The organism is Chroococcidiopsis sp. CCNUC1, from assembly GCF_023546805.1.
Classification (GTDB): Bacteria; Cyanobacteriota; Cyanobacteriia; order Cyanobacteriales; family Chroococcidiopsidaceae; genus Chroococcidiopsis; species Chroococcidiopsis thermalis.
The window spans coordinates 1,440,403-1,453,050 of sequence record NZ_CP097480.1; the positions used below are offsets into that span (position 1 = coordinate 1,440,403).

Annotated in this window: 16 protein-coding genes; 9 read left to right on the forward strand and 7 right to left on the reverse strand. The window is 45.5% G+C overall.

What is annotated here, in order from left to right:
• Positions 1–12: 12 nt before the first annotated feature.
• From M5J74_RS06745 to M5J74_RS06765, 5 genes are all read left to right on the forward strand, one after another.
• Complete coding sequence (locus tag M5J74_RS06745; RefSeq protein ID WP_250016082.1) at positions 13–372, forward strand: Rieske 2Fe-2S domain-containing protein; 360 nt, start codon at positions 13–15, stop codon at positions 370–372.
• Positions 369–920 (forward strand): pentapeptide repeat-containing protein, encoded by a 552-nt coding sequence (locus M5J74_RS06750; protein WP_015153375.1) that lies wholly within the window; start codon positions 369–371, stop codon positions 918–920. Before M5J74_RS06745 ends, M5J74_RS06750 begins: the two co-directional genes overlap by 4 nt.
• Positions 921–990: 70 nt before the next feature.
• Positions 991–1,518 carry a hypothetical protein gene (locus tag M5J74_RS06755; RefSeq protein ID WP_015153376.1) on the forward strand — a complete coding sequence of 176 codons (528 nt, stop codon included), beginning with the start codon at positions 991–993 and terminating at the stop codon, positions 1,516–1,518.
• A gap of 44 nt (positions 1,519–1,562) precedes the next feature.
• Positions 1,563–2,756 carry a sulfite exporter TauE/SafE family protein gene (locus M5J74_RS06760; RefSeq protein ID WP_371934013.1) on the forward strand — a complete coding sequence of 398 codons (1,194 nt, stop codon included), beginning with the start codon at positions 1,563–1,565 and terminating at the stop codon, positions 2,754–2,756.
• Positions 2,734–3,195: a hypothetical protein gene (locus M5J74_RS06765; protein ID WP_015153378.1), complete on the forward strand. Its 462-nt coding sequence runs from the start codon at positions 2,734–2,736 to the stop codon at positions 3,193–3,195. Before M5J74_RS06760 ends, M5J74_RS06765 begins: the two co-directional genes overlap by 23 nt.
• A gap of 9 nt (positions 3,196–3,204) precedes the next feature.
• Here M5J74_RS06765 and M5J74_RS06770 read toward each other — a convergent pair whose 3' ends face one another.
• Positions 3,205–4,716: a tyrosinase family protein gene (locus M5J74_RS06770; RefSeq protein ID WP_250016084.1), complete on the reverse strand. Its 1,512-nt coding sequence runs from the start codon at positions 4,714–4,716 to the stop codon at positions 3,205–3,207.
• A 244-nt stretch (positions 4,717–4,960) separates the two neighbouring features.
• Entirely contained in the window at positions 4,961–6,004 is a 1,044-nt protein-coding gene (locus M5J74_RS06775) for an aldo/keto reductase (protein WP_106216217.1), read from the reverse strand.
• Between the two features lie 32 nt (positions 6,005–6,036).
• Between M5J74_RS06775 and M5J74_RS06780 the strand changes: the two genes are divergently transcribed.
• A complete protein-coding gene (locus M5J74_RS06780; RefSeq protein WP_181246538.1) occupies positions 6,037–6,174 on the forward strand; it encodes a hypothetical protein in 138 nt (45 codons plus the stop codon).
• A gap of 201 nt (positions 6,175–6,375) precedes the next feature.
• On the opposite strand, the gene M5J74_RS06785 is transcribed toward M5J74_RS06780, so the two are convergent.
• Both M5J74_RS06785 and acsF read right to left on the reverse strand, forming a co-directional pair.
• Complete coding sequence (locus M5J74_RS06785) at positions 6,376–7,035, reverse strand: hypothetical protein (protein ID WP_371934014.1); 660 nt, start codon at positions 7,033–7,035, stop codon at positions 6,376–6,378.
• A gap of 289 nt (positions 7,036–7,324) precedes the next feature.
• Positions 7,325–8,401 (reverse strand): magnesium-protoporphyrin IX monomethyl ester (oxidative) cyclase, encoded by a 1,077-nt coding sequence (gene acsF / locus M5J74_RS06790; protein ID WP_015153382.1) that lies wholly within the window; start codon positions 8,399–8,401, stop codon positions 7,325–7,327.
• A 148-nt stretch (positions 8,402–8,549) separates the two neighbouring features.
• On the opposite strand from acsF, the gene M5J74_RS06795 reads away from it, so the two are divergent.
• From M5J74_RS06795 to M5J74_RS06805, 3 genes are all read left to right on the forward strand, one after another.
• Positions 8,550–8,798: a hypothetical protein gene (locus M5J74_RS06795; protein WP_250016088.1), complete on the forward strand. Its 249-nt coding sequence runs from the start codon at positions 8,550–8,552 to the stop codon at positions 8,796–8,798.
• A gap of 130 nt (positions 8,799–8,928) precedes the next feature.
• On the forward strand, positions 8,929–9,408 hold the full coding sequence (locus M5J74_RS06800; protein ID WP_015153383.1) for an NINE protein: 480 nt from the start codon (positions 8,929–8,931) through the stop codon (positions 9,406–9,408).
• A 147-nt stretch (positions 9,409–9,555) separates the two neighbouring features.
• Positions 9,556–10,029: an NINE protein gene (locus tag M5J74_RS06805; RefSeq protein ID WP_250016090.1), complete on the forward strand. Its 474-nt coding sequence runs from the start codon at positions 9,556–9,558 to the stop codon at positions 10,027–10,029.
• A gap of 10 nt (positions 10,030–10,039) precedes the next feature.
• Here M5J74_RS06805 and M5J74_RS06810 read toward each other — a convergent pair whose 3' ends face one another.
• The 3 genes from M5J74_RS06810 to thrC form a co-directional block, all read right to left on the reverse strand.
• A complete protein-coding gene (locus M5J74_RS06810) occupies positions 10,040–10,786 on the reverse strand; it encodes a DUF2996 domain-containing protein (RefSeq protein WP_015153384.1) in 747 nt (248 codons plus the stop codon).
• 127 nt (positions 10,787–10,913) lie between these two features.
• Positions 10,914–11,189: a MoaD/ThiS family protein gene (locus M5J74_RS06815; protein ID WP_015153385.1), complete on the reverse strand. Its 276-nt coding sequence runs from the start codon at positions 11,187–11,189 to the stop codon at positions 10,914–10,916.
• A 122-nt stretch (positions 11,190–11,311) separates the two neighbouring features.
• Positions 11,312–12,613 (reverse strand): threonine synthase, encoded by a 1,302-nt coding sequence (gene thrC, locus M5J74_RS06820; protein ID WP_015153386.1) that lies wholly within the window; start codon positions 12,611–12,613, stop codon positions 11,312–11,314.
• Positions 12,614–12,648: the final 35 nt, after the last annotated feature.

The following is a 12,648-nucleotide window of genomic DNA, read 5'->3' on the forward strand; positions in this document are numbered from 1 at the left end:
CAAAATCTTGCTATGACTGAATTTATCAAAGTTACTAAACTCAGTGCTGTGTCTCCAGGCACGATGCAGGTTGTGGAAGTTGGAGATCTACGCTTGCTGTTAGTGAATTTAGATGGAGAGATCTACGCTCTAGCCACCCAATGTCCTCATCAAGATGGTCCTCTGGAGCAAGGAACGCTGTGGGGAGACAAGATCGAATGTCCTTGGCATCATTACCTCTACGATGTCAGAACTGGAGCCAATGTTTATCCCCGCAACGTTTATCCATCTGACTTGACTGAACTAGAGCGAGATTTACAGCCTGTACGCTGTTATCCAAGTCGCGCGATCGGGGATGAGATTTTTGTAAGTATAGAAGGAGACTCCCGATGAATTTTGGATCGATGCGATCGCCTTTTGGTTGGGATACGAACCGCGATAGTATGGATGCCGCAGCACTCGTTAGTCGCTACAACCAGGGAGAGCGAGATTTTCGCGAAGTGCATTTGAGCGGCGTGAACTTGTGGAAAGTGAATTTGAGCGAAGCAGATTTTAGTGGTGCAGATCTAGTAGGAGTTGACTTCAGCGAAGCAAACTTAGCTGGAGTTAACTTGAGTGGAGCAAATCTGACTGGAACAAATTTGCGTCATGCCAACTTGACCGATGCCAAATTGATTTTAGCAACGCTGCGGGGAGCCAATTTAGAACGGGTGGAGCTAATTAAGGCAAACCTCTCCCAAGCAGATTTAAGTTGGGCAAACTTAAGCCAAGCTAACCTGAGCGGCGCAAATTTAACCGGAGCGAATTTAGTCGATGCCAAAATGGAAGGGTTAATTTTGCGGGGAGCTAACCTAAAACGAGCAAAACTAAAATCTCAACTGCAAGATGAGCGAATAGATTTAGCTTGGGCAATCATGCCAGATGGATTAATTCACGGTTGAATTGAGCAAGAGCGATCGCATATGTACGACAGCCTGTCTTTTGACTGAAGCAAAAGTTTTACCTAGAGTAATGAGTTGCAGTCAAAAACATGTACTTTCAGATCTCTGGCAATTAGACAGCATGTTTAAGCGATCGCTCCTCGTACTCGCTACCGTTGGCGTTACCATTTTGGCGAACAACGCTGAAATGACGGCTCATAACCACGATCCCACATCCGAGCCTCATTCCCACACCAGTAAAGACCCCCATCATCAGATGAGGGAAATTTCCGCAGGCGAACCCATCCCAACGGTGAAACTGGTGGTGCATCCCGACACTATGCGCGGGTACAACCTAGAAGTGCAAACGACCAACTTCAAATTTGCGCCAGAAGAAGTTAACAAAGCAGCAAAACCAGGAGAAGGTCACGCCCATCTTTACGTTAACGGCAAAAAAATCACTCGTTTATATAGCTCTTGGTATTATTTAGACAATCTCAAACCTGGTAAAAACGAAATTAGGGTTAGCTTGAATGCTAACAACCATCAGGTCTTAGCTCACAACGGTAAGATGATAGAAGCTACGCAAATCGTAGAAGTACCCGCAACCAAAAAGTAGAAATTTTTAACTTTTAACTTTTGACTTTTGACCTTCTACTGATAATGTCCCTCGGTTTCTTGGGAAGTTTCGGACACTGCGTCGGGATGTGTGGACCCCTAACAGTGGCGTTTTCCCTATCAGGTCAACAAGACAAACCGAAATGGCAGCAGCAAGTCTATTTTCATACTCTATTAAATTTAGGGCGGATAATTAGTTACGTTCTCGTCGGTGCGGCAATTGGGGCGATTGGTTCGATCGCGATCGCCAGCGGACAAATGGCAGGCATCGGAAGCGAAGTACGGCGCTGGCTGGCAACTCTGACGGGAATCATGCTCATTTTATTTGGTTTAGCGCAAATTAACCCCCAATTTATCCACCTTCCCCTGCTACACCCCCTGACGCACGGTAAATGGCACGATCGCCTGAGTCGGGGTATGGTCAATCTATCTTTTAAAACACAATGGTGGACACCCGCAGGCTTGGGTTTAGTGTGGGGCTTAATGCCCTGTGGGTTTTTGTATGCGGCTCAAATTAAAGCGGCGGAAACGGGACAATTATGGCAAGGTGCAGCCACGATGCTCGCTTTTGGCATTGGCACTCTACCGATGATGCTAGGAGTAGGAGTCTCCACATCTTTTTTAAGTCGCGATCGCCGCAGTCAATTATTTCGCTTAGGTGGCTGGATTACAGTAGCAATTGGGGCGATTACCCTACTACGAACTGGGGATACGATGACTGATTATACAGGTCATGCATCCCTATTCTGCCTAATGCTAGCTCTGATTGCCCGTCCCATCAGCCGTTTGTGGGCTGCGCCCTTACACTATCGCCGCGTCTTAGGCGTGGGAGCCTTCGTACTCGCTTTGGCACATACAACTCACATGATGGCGCATACGCTGGATTGGAATTTAGAAGCATTTGCTTTCCTGTTACCCGCCCATCAAATCAGTTTAATCTTGGGATTTGTTGCGATTATCTTGATGACTCCGGCAGCAATTACGAGTTGCGATCGCGCCCAAAAATTCTTAGGCACGCGCTGGCGACAAATTCATTTATTAGGAATTCCCGCCACAATTTTGAGTTCAGCTCATGCGGTGCTGATTGGTTCTCACTATTTAGGTAGCGTGAGTGAAAGCAGTCAGTTCTATGCAATTCTCTTGGGAGTTGCCACTATGGGAGTATTGCTCGTGCGATCGCGTTGGTTTTGGTCAATTTTTCATATAGAAAAATACTATGTTTCAGCCAAAAAATCTTAGTAACTACATTCAATGGTTATTACTCAGCGTACTAGCAACAGGAGCGATCGCGACTGAGGCGATCGCCCATAAAGTAGAAATCTCCGGCGATGTCGGCGGGACAATTCACCTCGAACCTAACGACAATCCCCAAGCAGGAAAAGCAACACTCGCTTGGATCGCACTCACACGTAAAGGCGGACAAACAATTCCCCTTCAGCAGTGTAATTGCCAACTAGCAGTCTATGCCGAACCGCGCCAGAAAAATGCTGCACCACTATTACAACCGTCACTCAAAGCCGTGACAGCCGAGAAATATCAAGGCATTCCTGGCGCGGAAATTATTTTTCCCAAACCCGGTGCTTATCAGGTGGAATTGAAAGGGACTCCTAAAGCCGGAGCTAATTTCAAACCGTTTCAGCTCAATTTTGATGTCACCGTTGCCGCTACAGCGCGATAGCAACCCCGATTACTCTCTAGTCAGAGTCACTCCACTAAAGCGAACTGCCCCTTGTAATTGAGCTTGGCGATCTTGGGTAGAGCGCTCCTGCTGTAATTCTCTATAAGGTGGCACAAAAGTCACAGAGATAAAATCTCCTGTCATGAGACTACGCCTTTGTAGTTGCCTCACCGTAGAAGTAATATCAAGGCGGAAAGTGCCTCTTTGGGGCAGAGAGAATAGTGACAGAATCCCAGCATAGTAGGGACCATAAGGGTCTGGTGCAACTCCTTCAGGTAAATTGATGTAAATGTCGTAGGGAATAGGATTATCTGGGTTGTACTCGACTCCTGTAATGTTGAGAGTCAATGCAGATTCTGCCGTTAATGCTCTCGTCCTCACGAGATCTTGAGCTGGAGCAGACAGAGTGAGAGGCGCATCGCTGAGGACAATCGTTAATTGCCGATCGTTAGCCGACATAGCTATTTGTTGCTGAGTGCTTGTATCTGTTTGTTGAGTACTTGTATCTATACTCTGCGACGATGGCGTTACAGATCTGTTTCTCCTTGATAAAGGATCGTCATACAAATAGTTTAGTTGACCCGCAGTATCGAGAACATCCCTACCGCGCAACTGTACCTGAGTGCCGTTTTCATCAAAGAAGGTAAAAACATCGTTCATCCAATCGCTGTTTGTTGTCGCATTTGCTCGTCCACCTCCCAGTCGCAACCAGCGCTCCCACAGGCGATCGATGTTCGCATGATGCAACCAAAAAATCGGATCGCGGGCAGCAGTAGGTACGCTTCCCATTAAGCCGCCTATACGCGAATGGATGCCGTTATGCGGTCTTCGTTCTAAGTCTCCATAACCATTAGCACGGTGAGTATTCGCATTTGCCTCAGTTACCCTGCGTCCACCAAAGCTGCGCCCGCCATCTGTTGTATGGAAAAAGTTTGTCCGTTGAAAAGCATCTGCATATCTAACATCGGCTTCTGGCAATGGATCGCCCTGGTTGACATTAATGCTGCTGCCGCGATCGCTATAGAGGGGGTTTGTAGAATTGGCGGGGATGCGAAACGGTGAGGGTAAAACGCGCTGTTCGACGGAATCTGAATAGTTCCAGTACGGAAGTGCCAGATTCGGATCGCCGGATGCTTGCCTGAGAATACGCTCGAAATAATATAGGTACATGCGATGCCAGGGGAAGAAATAGAAGGTTCCATGCTGGCATGTCCTCCATGCTGTTAATCTGCGTGTCTCACCGCTGGGAATGCCATGCATATTAGCTTGGTAAATCCAACTGGTCGGGTTCGTATCAGGTCGAGATTTCATCACCTGAATACCTCTCCTGAGAGCCTCAACTTTCTGTGGCGACTGGATAAATGTATATATATTCTCGCGAATGTAGACAGTACCAGTCTGAGCGTTAGCGCGATCGGCGAAAAACCGACTCACGATGGGAACGCTTCCGACAGCAGCAGTTCCAGCAGATAAGAATCCAGCTAGTTTTAAAACTTGACGACGGGAAAGCTCGTAACTCATAAATTTCCCTCATGCGTAAAACTTAATAATTAATAGTTGCGTTGCAAAACTCAGTTGAGTTTGCAGCAGTTAAACGATGTTTTAATACAAGTTTCGATCGGGTCTTTATGGAAATACTTCATATTTATTAACTCAATCTTTAGTAACAATTCCACATAAAAAAGTCCGTAAAATACGGACTTTTTGTATATATTTAGCTACTCAGTATTTCTGTTAGCAATCTAATTTTTCGGTCGGCTAAAAACTAGAAAAAGCGATCGCGATCGATCTTAGTCAACGCTCCACCAAAGGCAAAATCTTGAACCATCGAACTTTTGAGAAAATCGTGAGGAAAACCGAGTTCAATTGCACTCACATCATTTAAGCGCTGCATTTGTTCGGTAGTTAGTTGAAATTCCAAACAAGCTAAATTTTCTTCAACCTGTTTCAGTTTACGGGAGCCAATAATAGGAATAATTCCGCCTGGTTGTTGCCGTATCCAGTTGAGTGCAACTTGTGAAGGTGCTTTATCAATTTCTGTGGCTATTTTAGTCACCTCTGCTGCAATTTCTAAATCGCGATCGCTAATTTGGGCTGCATTTGGATTGCTTAGTCTTCCTGGTTCGTCCGTCTCCTCTGCTGGACGATTGTATTTACCTGTCAATAAACCAGCACCGAGGGGACTCCAAGCTGTCACGCCAATTCCAAGCGCCTGTGCCATTGGTAATAAGTCTCGTTCGGGTGTCCTTTCTTTCAAAGAATATTCGATCTGCAATCCAATAAAAGGTGTCCAGCCGCGCAGATTTGCTAGGGTATTTGCTTGCGAGATAATCCAAGCTGGAGTATCGGAAACACCGATATACAATACCTTACCCATGCGTACCAGATCGTCAAACGATCGCATCACCTCTTCTACAGGCGTAGTGAAGTCCCAAGCGTGCAACCATAGTAAATCGATATATTCCACATTTAATCGCTGCAAACTGGCTTCTACTGCCTGCACCATATTCTTACGATGGTTGCCACCAGCATTGATTTCGCCATTACCCGTGTTTAAACTATATTTTGTCGCAATCACCCATTTATGGCGATCGCCTGCAACAAATTCACCAACATACTTTTCACTCGTACCGTTGGTATAGAGATTTGCCGTATCGAGAAAGTTACCACCCGCAGCGGCGAAGGCATCGAATATTTTACGACTTTCCTCGTAAGAACTTCCCCACCCCCAATCTTCACCAAAAGTCATCGTCCCCAGGCAGAGTTCGGAAACGCGCAATCCACTGTTACCTAATAGTTTGTAGCGCATAGATACTCTCCATCAGTGCAAGTACAATCTCAGTGCAAGTACGATCTGCTATTGCCTCGTTCTTTCCAATAGCATACAGTTCATCTGCCTGCTGCACGGATTTGGGAGCAGCGCGATCGGAAAATAAACATGAAAAAACCCGCTTAATGCGGGCTGTTAGAACGATTTAGTCTTGTTAAGACATGAACTAGCGGAATAGCTAGATATATCTTAAGCTAGGCAATATTTATAACGATCTATCTTTAGATAGATGTTATGCTCGGTAACAGACAAGATAGCCGTCCGGTAGAGCATCAAAGGTCGATCGCTTCCCTATTGTAGCCAGTGGTTGTAGCAGGTACGCAATGCGATTGCGGCACCATACCAAAATCTCACAACATCCATTCCAACACAATTCCTAGCCGACTATCTTTTTCTTGACGCGAATTTTGCCTTTGTAAATCTGTAGACAACCGCAAATCGCGAGTGACAGCATAGCCAAAAGAGAGTGTTGTCAATCCCACTTCATCATCCGTACCAGGAGACACCCAACTTTGAGATAGAGCAATATCTGCCGCACCGCCGCGAGATAATACCAAGAGCAGCCTTGCGCCCAAATTTATGCCATCAGTGGAATAATTGCCTGTTTCCATATGTCGATAGCCGATTATTGGCGCAAAATTGATGTACTTTCCCAAAGGGCGCACGTAATAACGTAAGTCTACACCGTAAGCCTCGCGCTGGCGATCGAAAGCTGCATGATAATCTCCACTAATCGTCAAACCACTTTTACTAATAAATAAATCCTCTATACCAAAATTCCAACCACTAGCATTATCTGTTGAAGGAAATAAAGAATATCCTAGCCGCAGACGGGTACGAAAACTCGGATCGCGATCGATCTCTTCTAGCACGTTCGGTACTTGACGCATCCAGCGCTGTAGAACAGGGCTGCTTTCAATAATTTCTGGCTTTAAATCTAAATCCGCAGCGCTAGGGGTTTTGTGTTGCTGCGGTTGACTCCACGCAGGTGTAGAGATGAGAAGGAACAGAACGATGAGATCCCCCCTAGCCCCCCTTAAAAAGAGGGGAATATGTCTTGTCAGATCCCCCTAGCCTCCCTTAAAAAAGGGGGAATATGTCTTGTCAGATTCTCTCTAGCCCCCTTAAAAAGGGGGAGCTGATTGCCCCCCTTGATAAGGGGGGTTGAGGGGATCTGCCGTGACGTAGTTTCAACAAACCGAGATTCCAGCCGAACTTTCGAGATTTTGGCGATTCTTTCACAAAAAAAGTGGTTCTGCATAGTACAGAACCACTTTAGCGGAGCAAAACTTAAAGTTGCTATCGTACCATTCCGTGAGATGGGGCAACGTCAATTGGCTTCATCAAGTACAAGCGCAAGAGTTGCCAACCGTTAGAAACGTAGAACGGTAATTTCTGGAAGAATTGTAGAAACTTCGGCGTATTAGAGCTAGCGATCGCCGTTAATTTTTCATTATTCTTCACGCAAACATCTAAGCGTTGGTAAAACTCTGGATTCTCTACATCCAGCATCACCGGAAATACCCGTCCTGCGGTTTCGTTCGTCTTCTCAATCACGTAGACATCGTAATCTCGCGCATTCAAGCCGATGGAAGCATAGAATTTAGCCCGCTGAATATCGTTAAGATACATCGTGGCAAACACCGACAACAGGAAGAAGCGACACCATAACCGCGCTTTCCAGTCATTTAACATTTGCGGTTGCGCCCGCATAATGGCATCAAAGAAATCTCCGTGACGGTTTTCGTCTTGACACCAGTTTTCAAAGAAGCGGAAAATTGGATAAATCCGATCTTCAGGATGCGCCTGGAGATGACGGTAAATTGTGATGTAGCGCCAGTAACCGATTTTTTCCGATAGATAAGTGGCGTAGAAGATAAACTTCGGTTTGAAGAAAGTATACGTGTGGTTCTTGGTTAAGAATCCTAAATCAAGCGACAAATCAAAATCAGACATCGCTTTATTTAGGAAGCCTGCGTGACGGGCTTCATCTCGTGACATGAGGGCAAAACACTCTGCTAATACAGGGTTTTTCCCCTTCAAGCGGCGGCTGAGTTCTTTGTACAGCAAGAAACCAGAAAACTCTGCCGTACAAGAACGCTCTAAAAACTCAACAAATAATTGGCGAGTTTCCCCATCGATGCGATCCCAAGATTGTTCAAATTCTTCATCTCGGACGAAGTGATGGCGATTGTAGTCAGTACGAAACTCTTCGAGTATTGCTTTCAACTCATCTTCGTTGACGGAAATATCCATCCGCGCCATTTCATCGAAGTCTGTGGTGTAAAACCGAGGCGTGAGAATGGTTTCCTTGGCTGGAGCTTTTACCCCAGGACGTATTTCTTCAAAGCTCGGCTTTTTCAGGGAATCTACCATGTCGTTTTGCTCTTGTGGGGTTCTTATCTCTGTAACAAAAGATAGAGCGCAATTTATTATCTAAAATTCAGTCTACCAAGGGTTCAGGGCGATCGCGTCGCTTTACCACATTAAGAGTTACTACACCCCATCAATTTTTTTTACAAATTTGTCACTTTTTAGGCGAAACAGACTGATTTGTGTATTAGAAGTCGGGAGTCGAGAGACAAGGGGGACAAGGAAGACAAGGGGGACAAGGAAGACAAGGGGGACAAGGAAGACAAGGGGGACAAGGAAGACAAGGGGGACAAGGAAGACAAGGGGGACAAGGAAGACAAGGGGGACAAGGAAGACAAGGGGACAAGGGGGACAAGGAGGACAAGGGGGACAAGGAGGACAAGGGGGACAAGGAAGATAAGGAAGACAAGAAAGCGATTCTAGCCAAAGCGCCACTATCCACCACCCACTCACCAACAACTAACAACTACCAACTACCCATTCCCAATCTCTAACATAGAAAATACGCTCCCTGATTATCCACACAACTTATGAATAAAACTAGTAGTTCTTATATTCTGTGGTTGGGTTGTTTGCTTCAAGTTTACGGGTTGCATCGCTTCTATAACGGCAAAATAGCCACGGGTTTGTTGTGGCTGTTTACTTTTGGTTTATTTGGTGTCGGACAATTGATCGATTTATTTCTAATTCCCGATATGGTAGACGATTACAACGCTAAGCTAAGAGCCAAAATGGGTTTATCTGCTGCTGGCGTACCGCTATCAGACCCGGTAGTTGCTACCCAGACAATCCAAGTAAATCCGAAAGAGCAATTGATGGTTAAATTGCTCAAAGCTGCGGCGGCGCATGGGGGTAAGCTTTCCGTCACGCAAGGCGTGATGGATACTGGTGCTACTTTTGCTCAAGTAGAAACAACTTTAAAAGAGATGGTCAAGTCTGGTTATGTAGGAGTTGACAATCATCCTGCAACTGGAGTGGTTGTTTACAAATTCCTTGAATTGTCATCGTAGCGATTTGTCATTGCATCAAATACAAAAACTGTAGGGTGCGTTACGCTGAACGCTAATGCACCCTACGTATTCGTTCAAAAATCAAATATTTACCTTATGCATGGGAACACTATATAAGGTTAAATAATTATCGATATTTGAATCAATATGAATACTAAACGCCTTGCAACATCTTATGTTCTCTGCGCCGCTTGGTTTTTGGGTGTCGGAGGAGTACATCGTTTATACAATGGCAAGATTGTTACAGGACTATTGTGGCTTTTTACTTTAGGTTTTTTTGGCATTGGTCAATTTGTAGATTTATTCTTAATTCCAGACATGGTTGAAGAACGCGACCTCAAGCTAAAAGCTAAACTTGGCTTATCACCAAATGGCGTACCTCTTTCTGGTCAAGTTACAGCAGTGGTTAACGATCCAGCTTATAACAAGCTGATGCAGAAAATTCTCAAATCCGCCCGTAACAGAGGTGGTATAATCTCTGCCACTCAAGCAGTATTGGATACAGGAGCTAACTTGGCTGAAGTAGAAGCTATTTTGAAACAGTTAGTTAAATCTGGTCACGCACATATAGATAACCATCCCAAAACAGGAATGGTTATCTATCGGATTTTAGGAATTTAGCCAAGTCAATTTAATTCAGTGACAGCCACTTTTGACCGTTCAACCGCTGGACGATTCCCCACATGAGAAGGTCGAGCGTCATCTTGCGTTCGTCACCCAGAAAATGCTCGATAGTGCTGGGTCGAGAGCCTTCATTGCAAGAGAAATATTTCTTGCCTTGAATATCTTCATCAGGGAAATAAAGGTTGAATTGTCGCGAGACATTTTGCCACTTGCCAACAATTTGCCAGCACTCTTGCTGCTCTAAACCAACTACAGGAATTTTTTGCTTGGTAAGCGTTAAGTCTACATCCACGACTCCTTGAGCTTTTAAAGCCTTCTCAATTGCTGGGATGTAATCTTGTTGGATGAATTCAGTAAATGGTTTATCTTCGACTGTTGGACCTTTTTCTTTCTTAGCTTTAGCGGCGGGTTTATCACCTGCTGCTTTAGCGGCGGCTGGCTTATCGGCTTTAGGTGATGCGTCGGGTTTTTTGGAACCTGGCTTGTCAGCTGCTTTTGCTTGCTGGTCAGTTTCATTTGGAGCTTCTGCTGTCGCCGTGCCTTTTTCCTTCGCCTCGTCCGTGTTCGCCACTAGATTCTCTTCTGGAACTGGTGCGTTGGCAGTAGGAATCTCTGAAGCTTCTGGGTCAGAAGTCGTTTTAAGATTTTCTGCAACGACATCAGGAGCTTGTTTATCTACAGTGCTGGGTGGCGCGTTTTCGCCTGCCGTTTCTCCTGCTGGAGCCTGTTCTGGATTCTGATTTTCTTCTGCCATTGCTCAACTCATTCCTCGATCTATAGGTATAAGAGCGATCGCTTTATAACTTTTTCCTTAAAATTATTGTGACATGATAATAGAGACGTTACATGTAACGTCTCTACACTGATAACTGTTAACTGAATTAACCGCCAGCTACCGCAGGGACGATACTCACTTCATCGCCTTCTTTTAAAGGTGTATCTATACCATCTAAAAAGCGGATATCTTCACTATTCACGTATAGATTCAAGAAACGACGCGGTTGTCCCTGTTCGTCACACAAACGGGACTTAATTCCAGGAAAACCCTGTTCTAAGGATTCAATCAGCTCGGAGACGCTATTACCGCTACCCTCATAAGTAGCTTGATTGTTGGTGAACTTTTGCAATGCAGTCGGAATTAGTACTTTGATAGCCATGTTTCGGGAGTCGGGAGTCGGGAGTCGGGAGTCGGGAGTCGGGAGTCGGTGCTGATTAATCACCAGCTACCAACTACCAACTACCCATTACCAATCTAAAATCTAAAATCCAAAATCTAAAATTAGACCAAAACTTGTTGCCAATCTAGGCGTTCGAGGGTGCGAGAACGCTCTAATGCTCTTTCAAAGCTATCGAGTTTTGGCTCAATTGTTAGGGGTTCGCCTGCATATCCCTGGACGGCTTCTTGTGTCTTCAAGCCATTTCCAGTGATGTAAGCAACGGTAGTTTCTTCGGGGTCGATTTTACCTGCTTCTACCAGTTTTTTCAACACGGCGATCGTGGTTCCACCTGCGGTTTCGGTAAAGATGCCTTCGGTTTCTGCTAGTAATTTGATGCCTTCGATAATTTCAGGATCGCTGACTGATTCAATATTACCGTTTGTTTTCCGCGCAATATCTAAGGCATAGACACCATCAGCGGGATTACCGATCGCGATTGATTTAGCAATCGTACTCGGTTTTACTGGTTTGATAAAGTCTTTGCCATCTCTGTAAGCTTGGGCAATCGGCGAACATCCGTCGGCTTGCGCGCCGCTGAATCTGACGTGCTTGCCTTCTACTAAGCCAACTTCGGTAAATTCTTGGAAGCCTTTGTAGATTTTGGTGAACAGGGAACCAGAAGCTAGAGGCGCAACTACGTGGTCTGGGAGTTCCCAACCCAGTTGTTCTGCAACTTCGTAACCTAAAGTCTTGGAACCTTCGGAGTAATAGGGGCGCAAATTGATATTGACAAAACCCCAGCCGTATGTATTCGCTACTTCAGAACAGAGGCGGTTGACTTGGTCGTAGTTACCTTGTACTGCCATTACAGTAGGGCTGTAGATCAAAGTTCCTAAAACCTTACCTGCTTCTAAATCGGCGGGGATAAAGACGCAGCAATCTAAACCTGCGTGAGCGGCGATCGCCGCGGTAGAATTAGCTAAATTCCCCGTACTCGCACAAGATACTGTCGTAAAGCCTAGCTCTCTAGCACGAGTCAGGGCTACCGATACCACCCGATCTTTAAAGCTCAGGGTAGGCATGTTGACAGCATCGTTCTTGATGTAAAGCTTTTTCAGTCCGAGGCGACGCGCTAGGCGATTGGCACGAACTAAAGGTGTTAAGCCAGTCCCGACATCGATTGGGTTATCGGTAGCAACAGGTAAAAAAGGACGATAGCGCCAAATTGAGTGGGGTCCTTTTTGAATGCTTTCGCGAGTGACGGTATCGCGCAGAGCGCTGTAATCGTAGGCAACTTCCAATGGTCCAAAGCAATATTCGCAAACGTGCATTGCTTGTAGTTCGTACTCAGCACCACATTCTTTACATTTCAAGGCTCTAAACGTGGCGTTTGTCTTGGTTTGGTTTGCGATCGCCTGAGTCATTAGTCATTCCCTCGATTGTCCGTCAACTTCGGTTG

What these genes read in the sequence shown, in the direction of transcription:
- M5J74_RS06745 (WP_250016082.1), top strand. Translation starts at nt 13, where the DNA reads ATGACTGAATTTATCAAAGTTACTAAACTCAGTGCTGTGTCTCCAGGC.
- M5J74_RS06750 (WP_015153375.1), top strand. Translation starts at nt 369, where the DNA reads ATGAATTTTGGATCGATGCGATCGCCTTTTGGTTGGGATACGAACCGC.
- M5J74_RS06755 (WP_015153376.1), top strand. Translation starts at nt 991, where the DNA reads ATGAGTTGCAGTCAAAAACATGTACTTTCAGATCTCTGGCAATTAGAC.
- M5J74_RS06760 (WP_371934013.1), top strand. Translation starts at nt 1,563, where the DNA reads ATGTCCCTCGGTTTCTTGGGAAGTTTCGGACACTGCGTCGGGATGTGT.
- M5J74_RS06765 (WP_015153378.1), top strand. Translation starts at nt 2,734, where the DNA reads ATGTTTCAGCCAAAAAATCTTAGTAACTACATTCAATGGTTATTACTC.
- M5J74_RS06770 (WP_250016084.1), bottom strand. Translation starts at nt 4,716, where the DNA reads ATGAGTTACGAGCTTTCCCGTCGTCAAGTTTTAAAACTAGCTGGATTC.
- M5J74_RS06775 (WP_106216217.1), bottom strand. Translation starts at nt 6,004, where the DNA reads ATGCGCTACAAACTATTAGGTAACAGTGGATTGCGCGTTTCCGAACTC.
- acsF (WP_015153382.1), bottom strand. Translation starts at nt 8,401, where the DNA reads ATGGTAGATTCCCTGAAAAAGCCGAGCTTTGAAGAAATACGTCCTGGG.
- M5J74_RS06800 (WP_015153383.1), top strand. Translation starts at nt 8,929, where the DNA reads ATGAATAAAACTAGTAGTTCTTATATTCTGTGGTTGGGTTGTTTGCTT.
- M5J74_RS06805 (WP_250016090.1), top strand. Translation starts at nt 9,556, where the DNA reads ATGAATACTAAACGCCTTGCAACATCTTATGTTCTCTGCGCCGCTTGG.
- M5J74_RS06810 (WP_015153384.1), bottom strand. Translation starts at nt 10,786, where the DNA reads ATGGCAGAAGAAAATCAGAATCCAGAACAGGCTCCAGCAGGAGAAACG.
- M5J74_RS06815 (WP_015153385.1), bottom strand. Translation starts at nt 11,189, where the DNA reads ATGGCTATCAAAGTACTAATTCCGACTGCATTGCAAAAGTTCACCAAC.
- thrC (WP_015153386.1), bottom strand. Translation starts at nt 12,613, where the DNA reads ATGACTCAGGCGATCGCAAACCAAACCAAGACAAACGCCACGTTTAGA.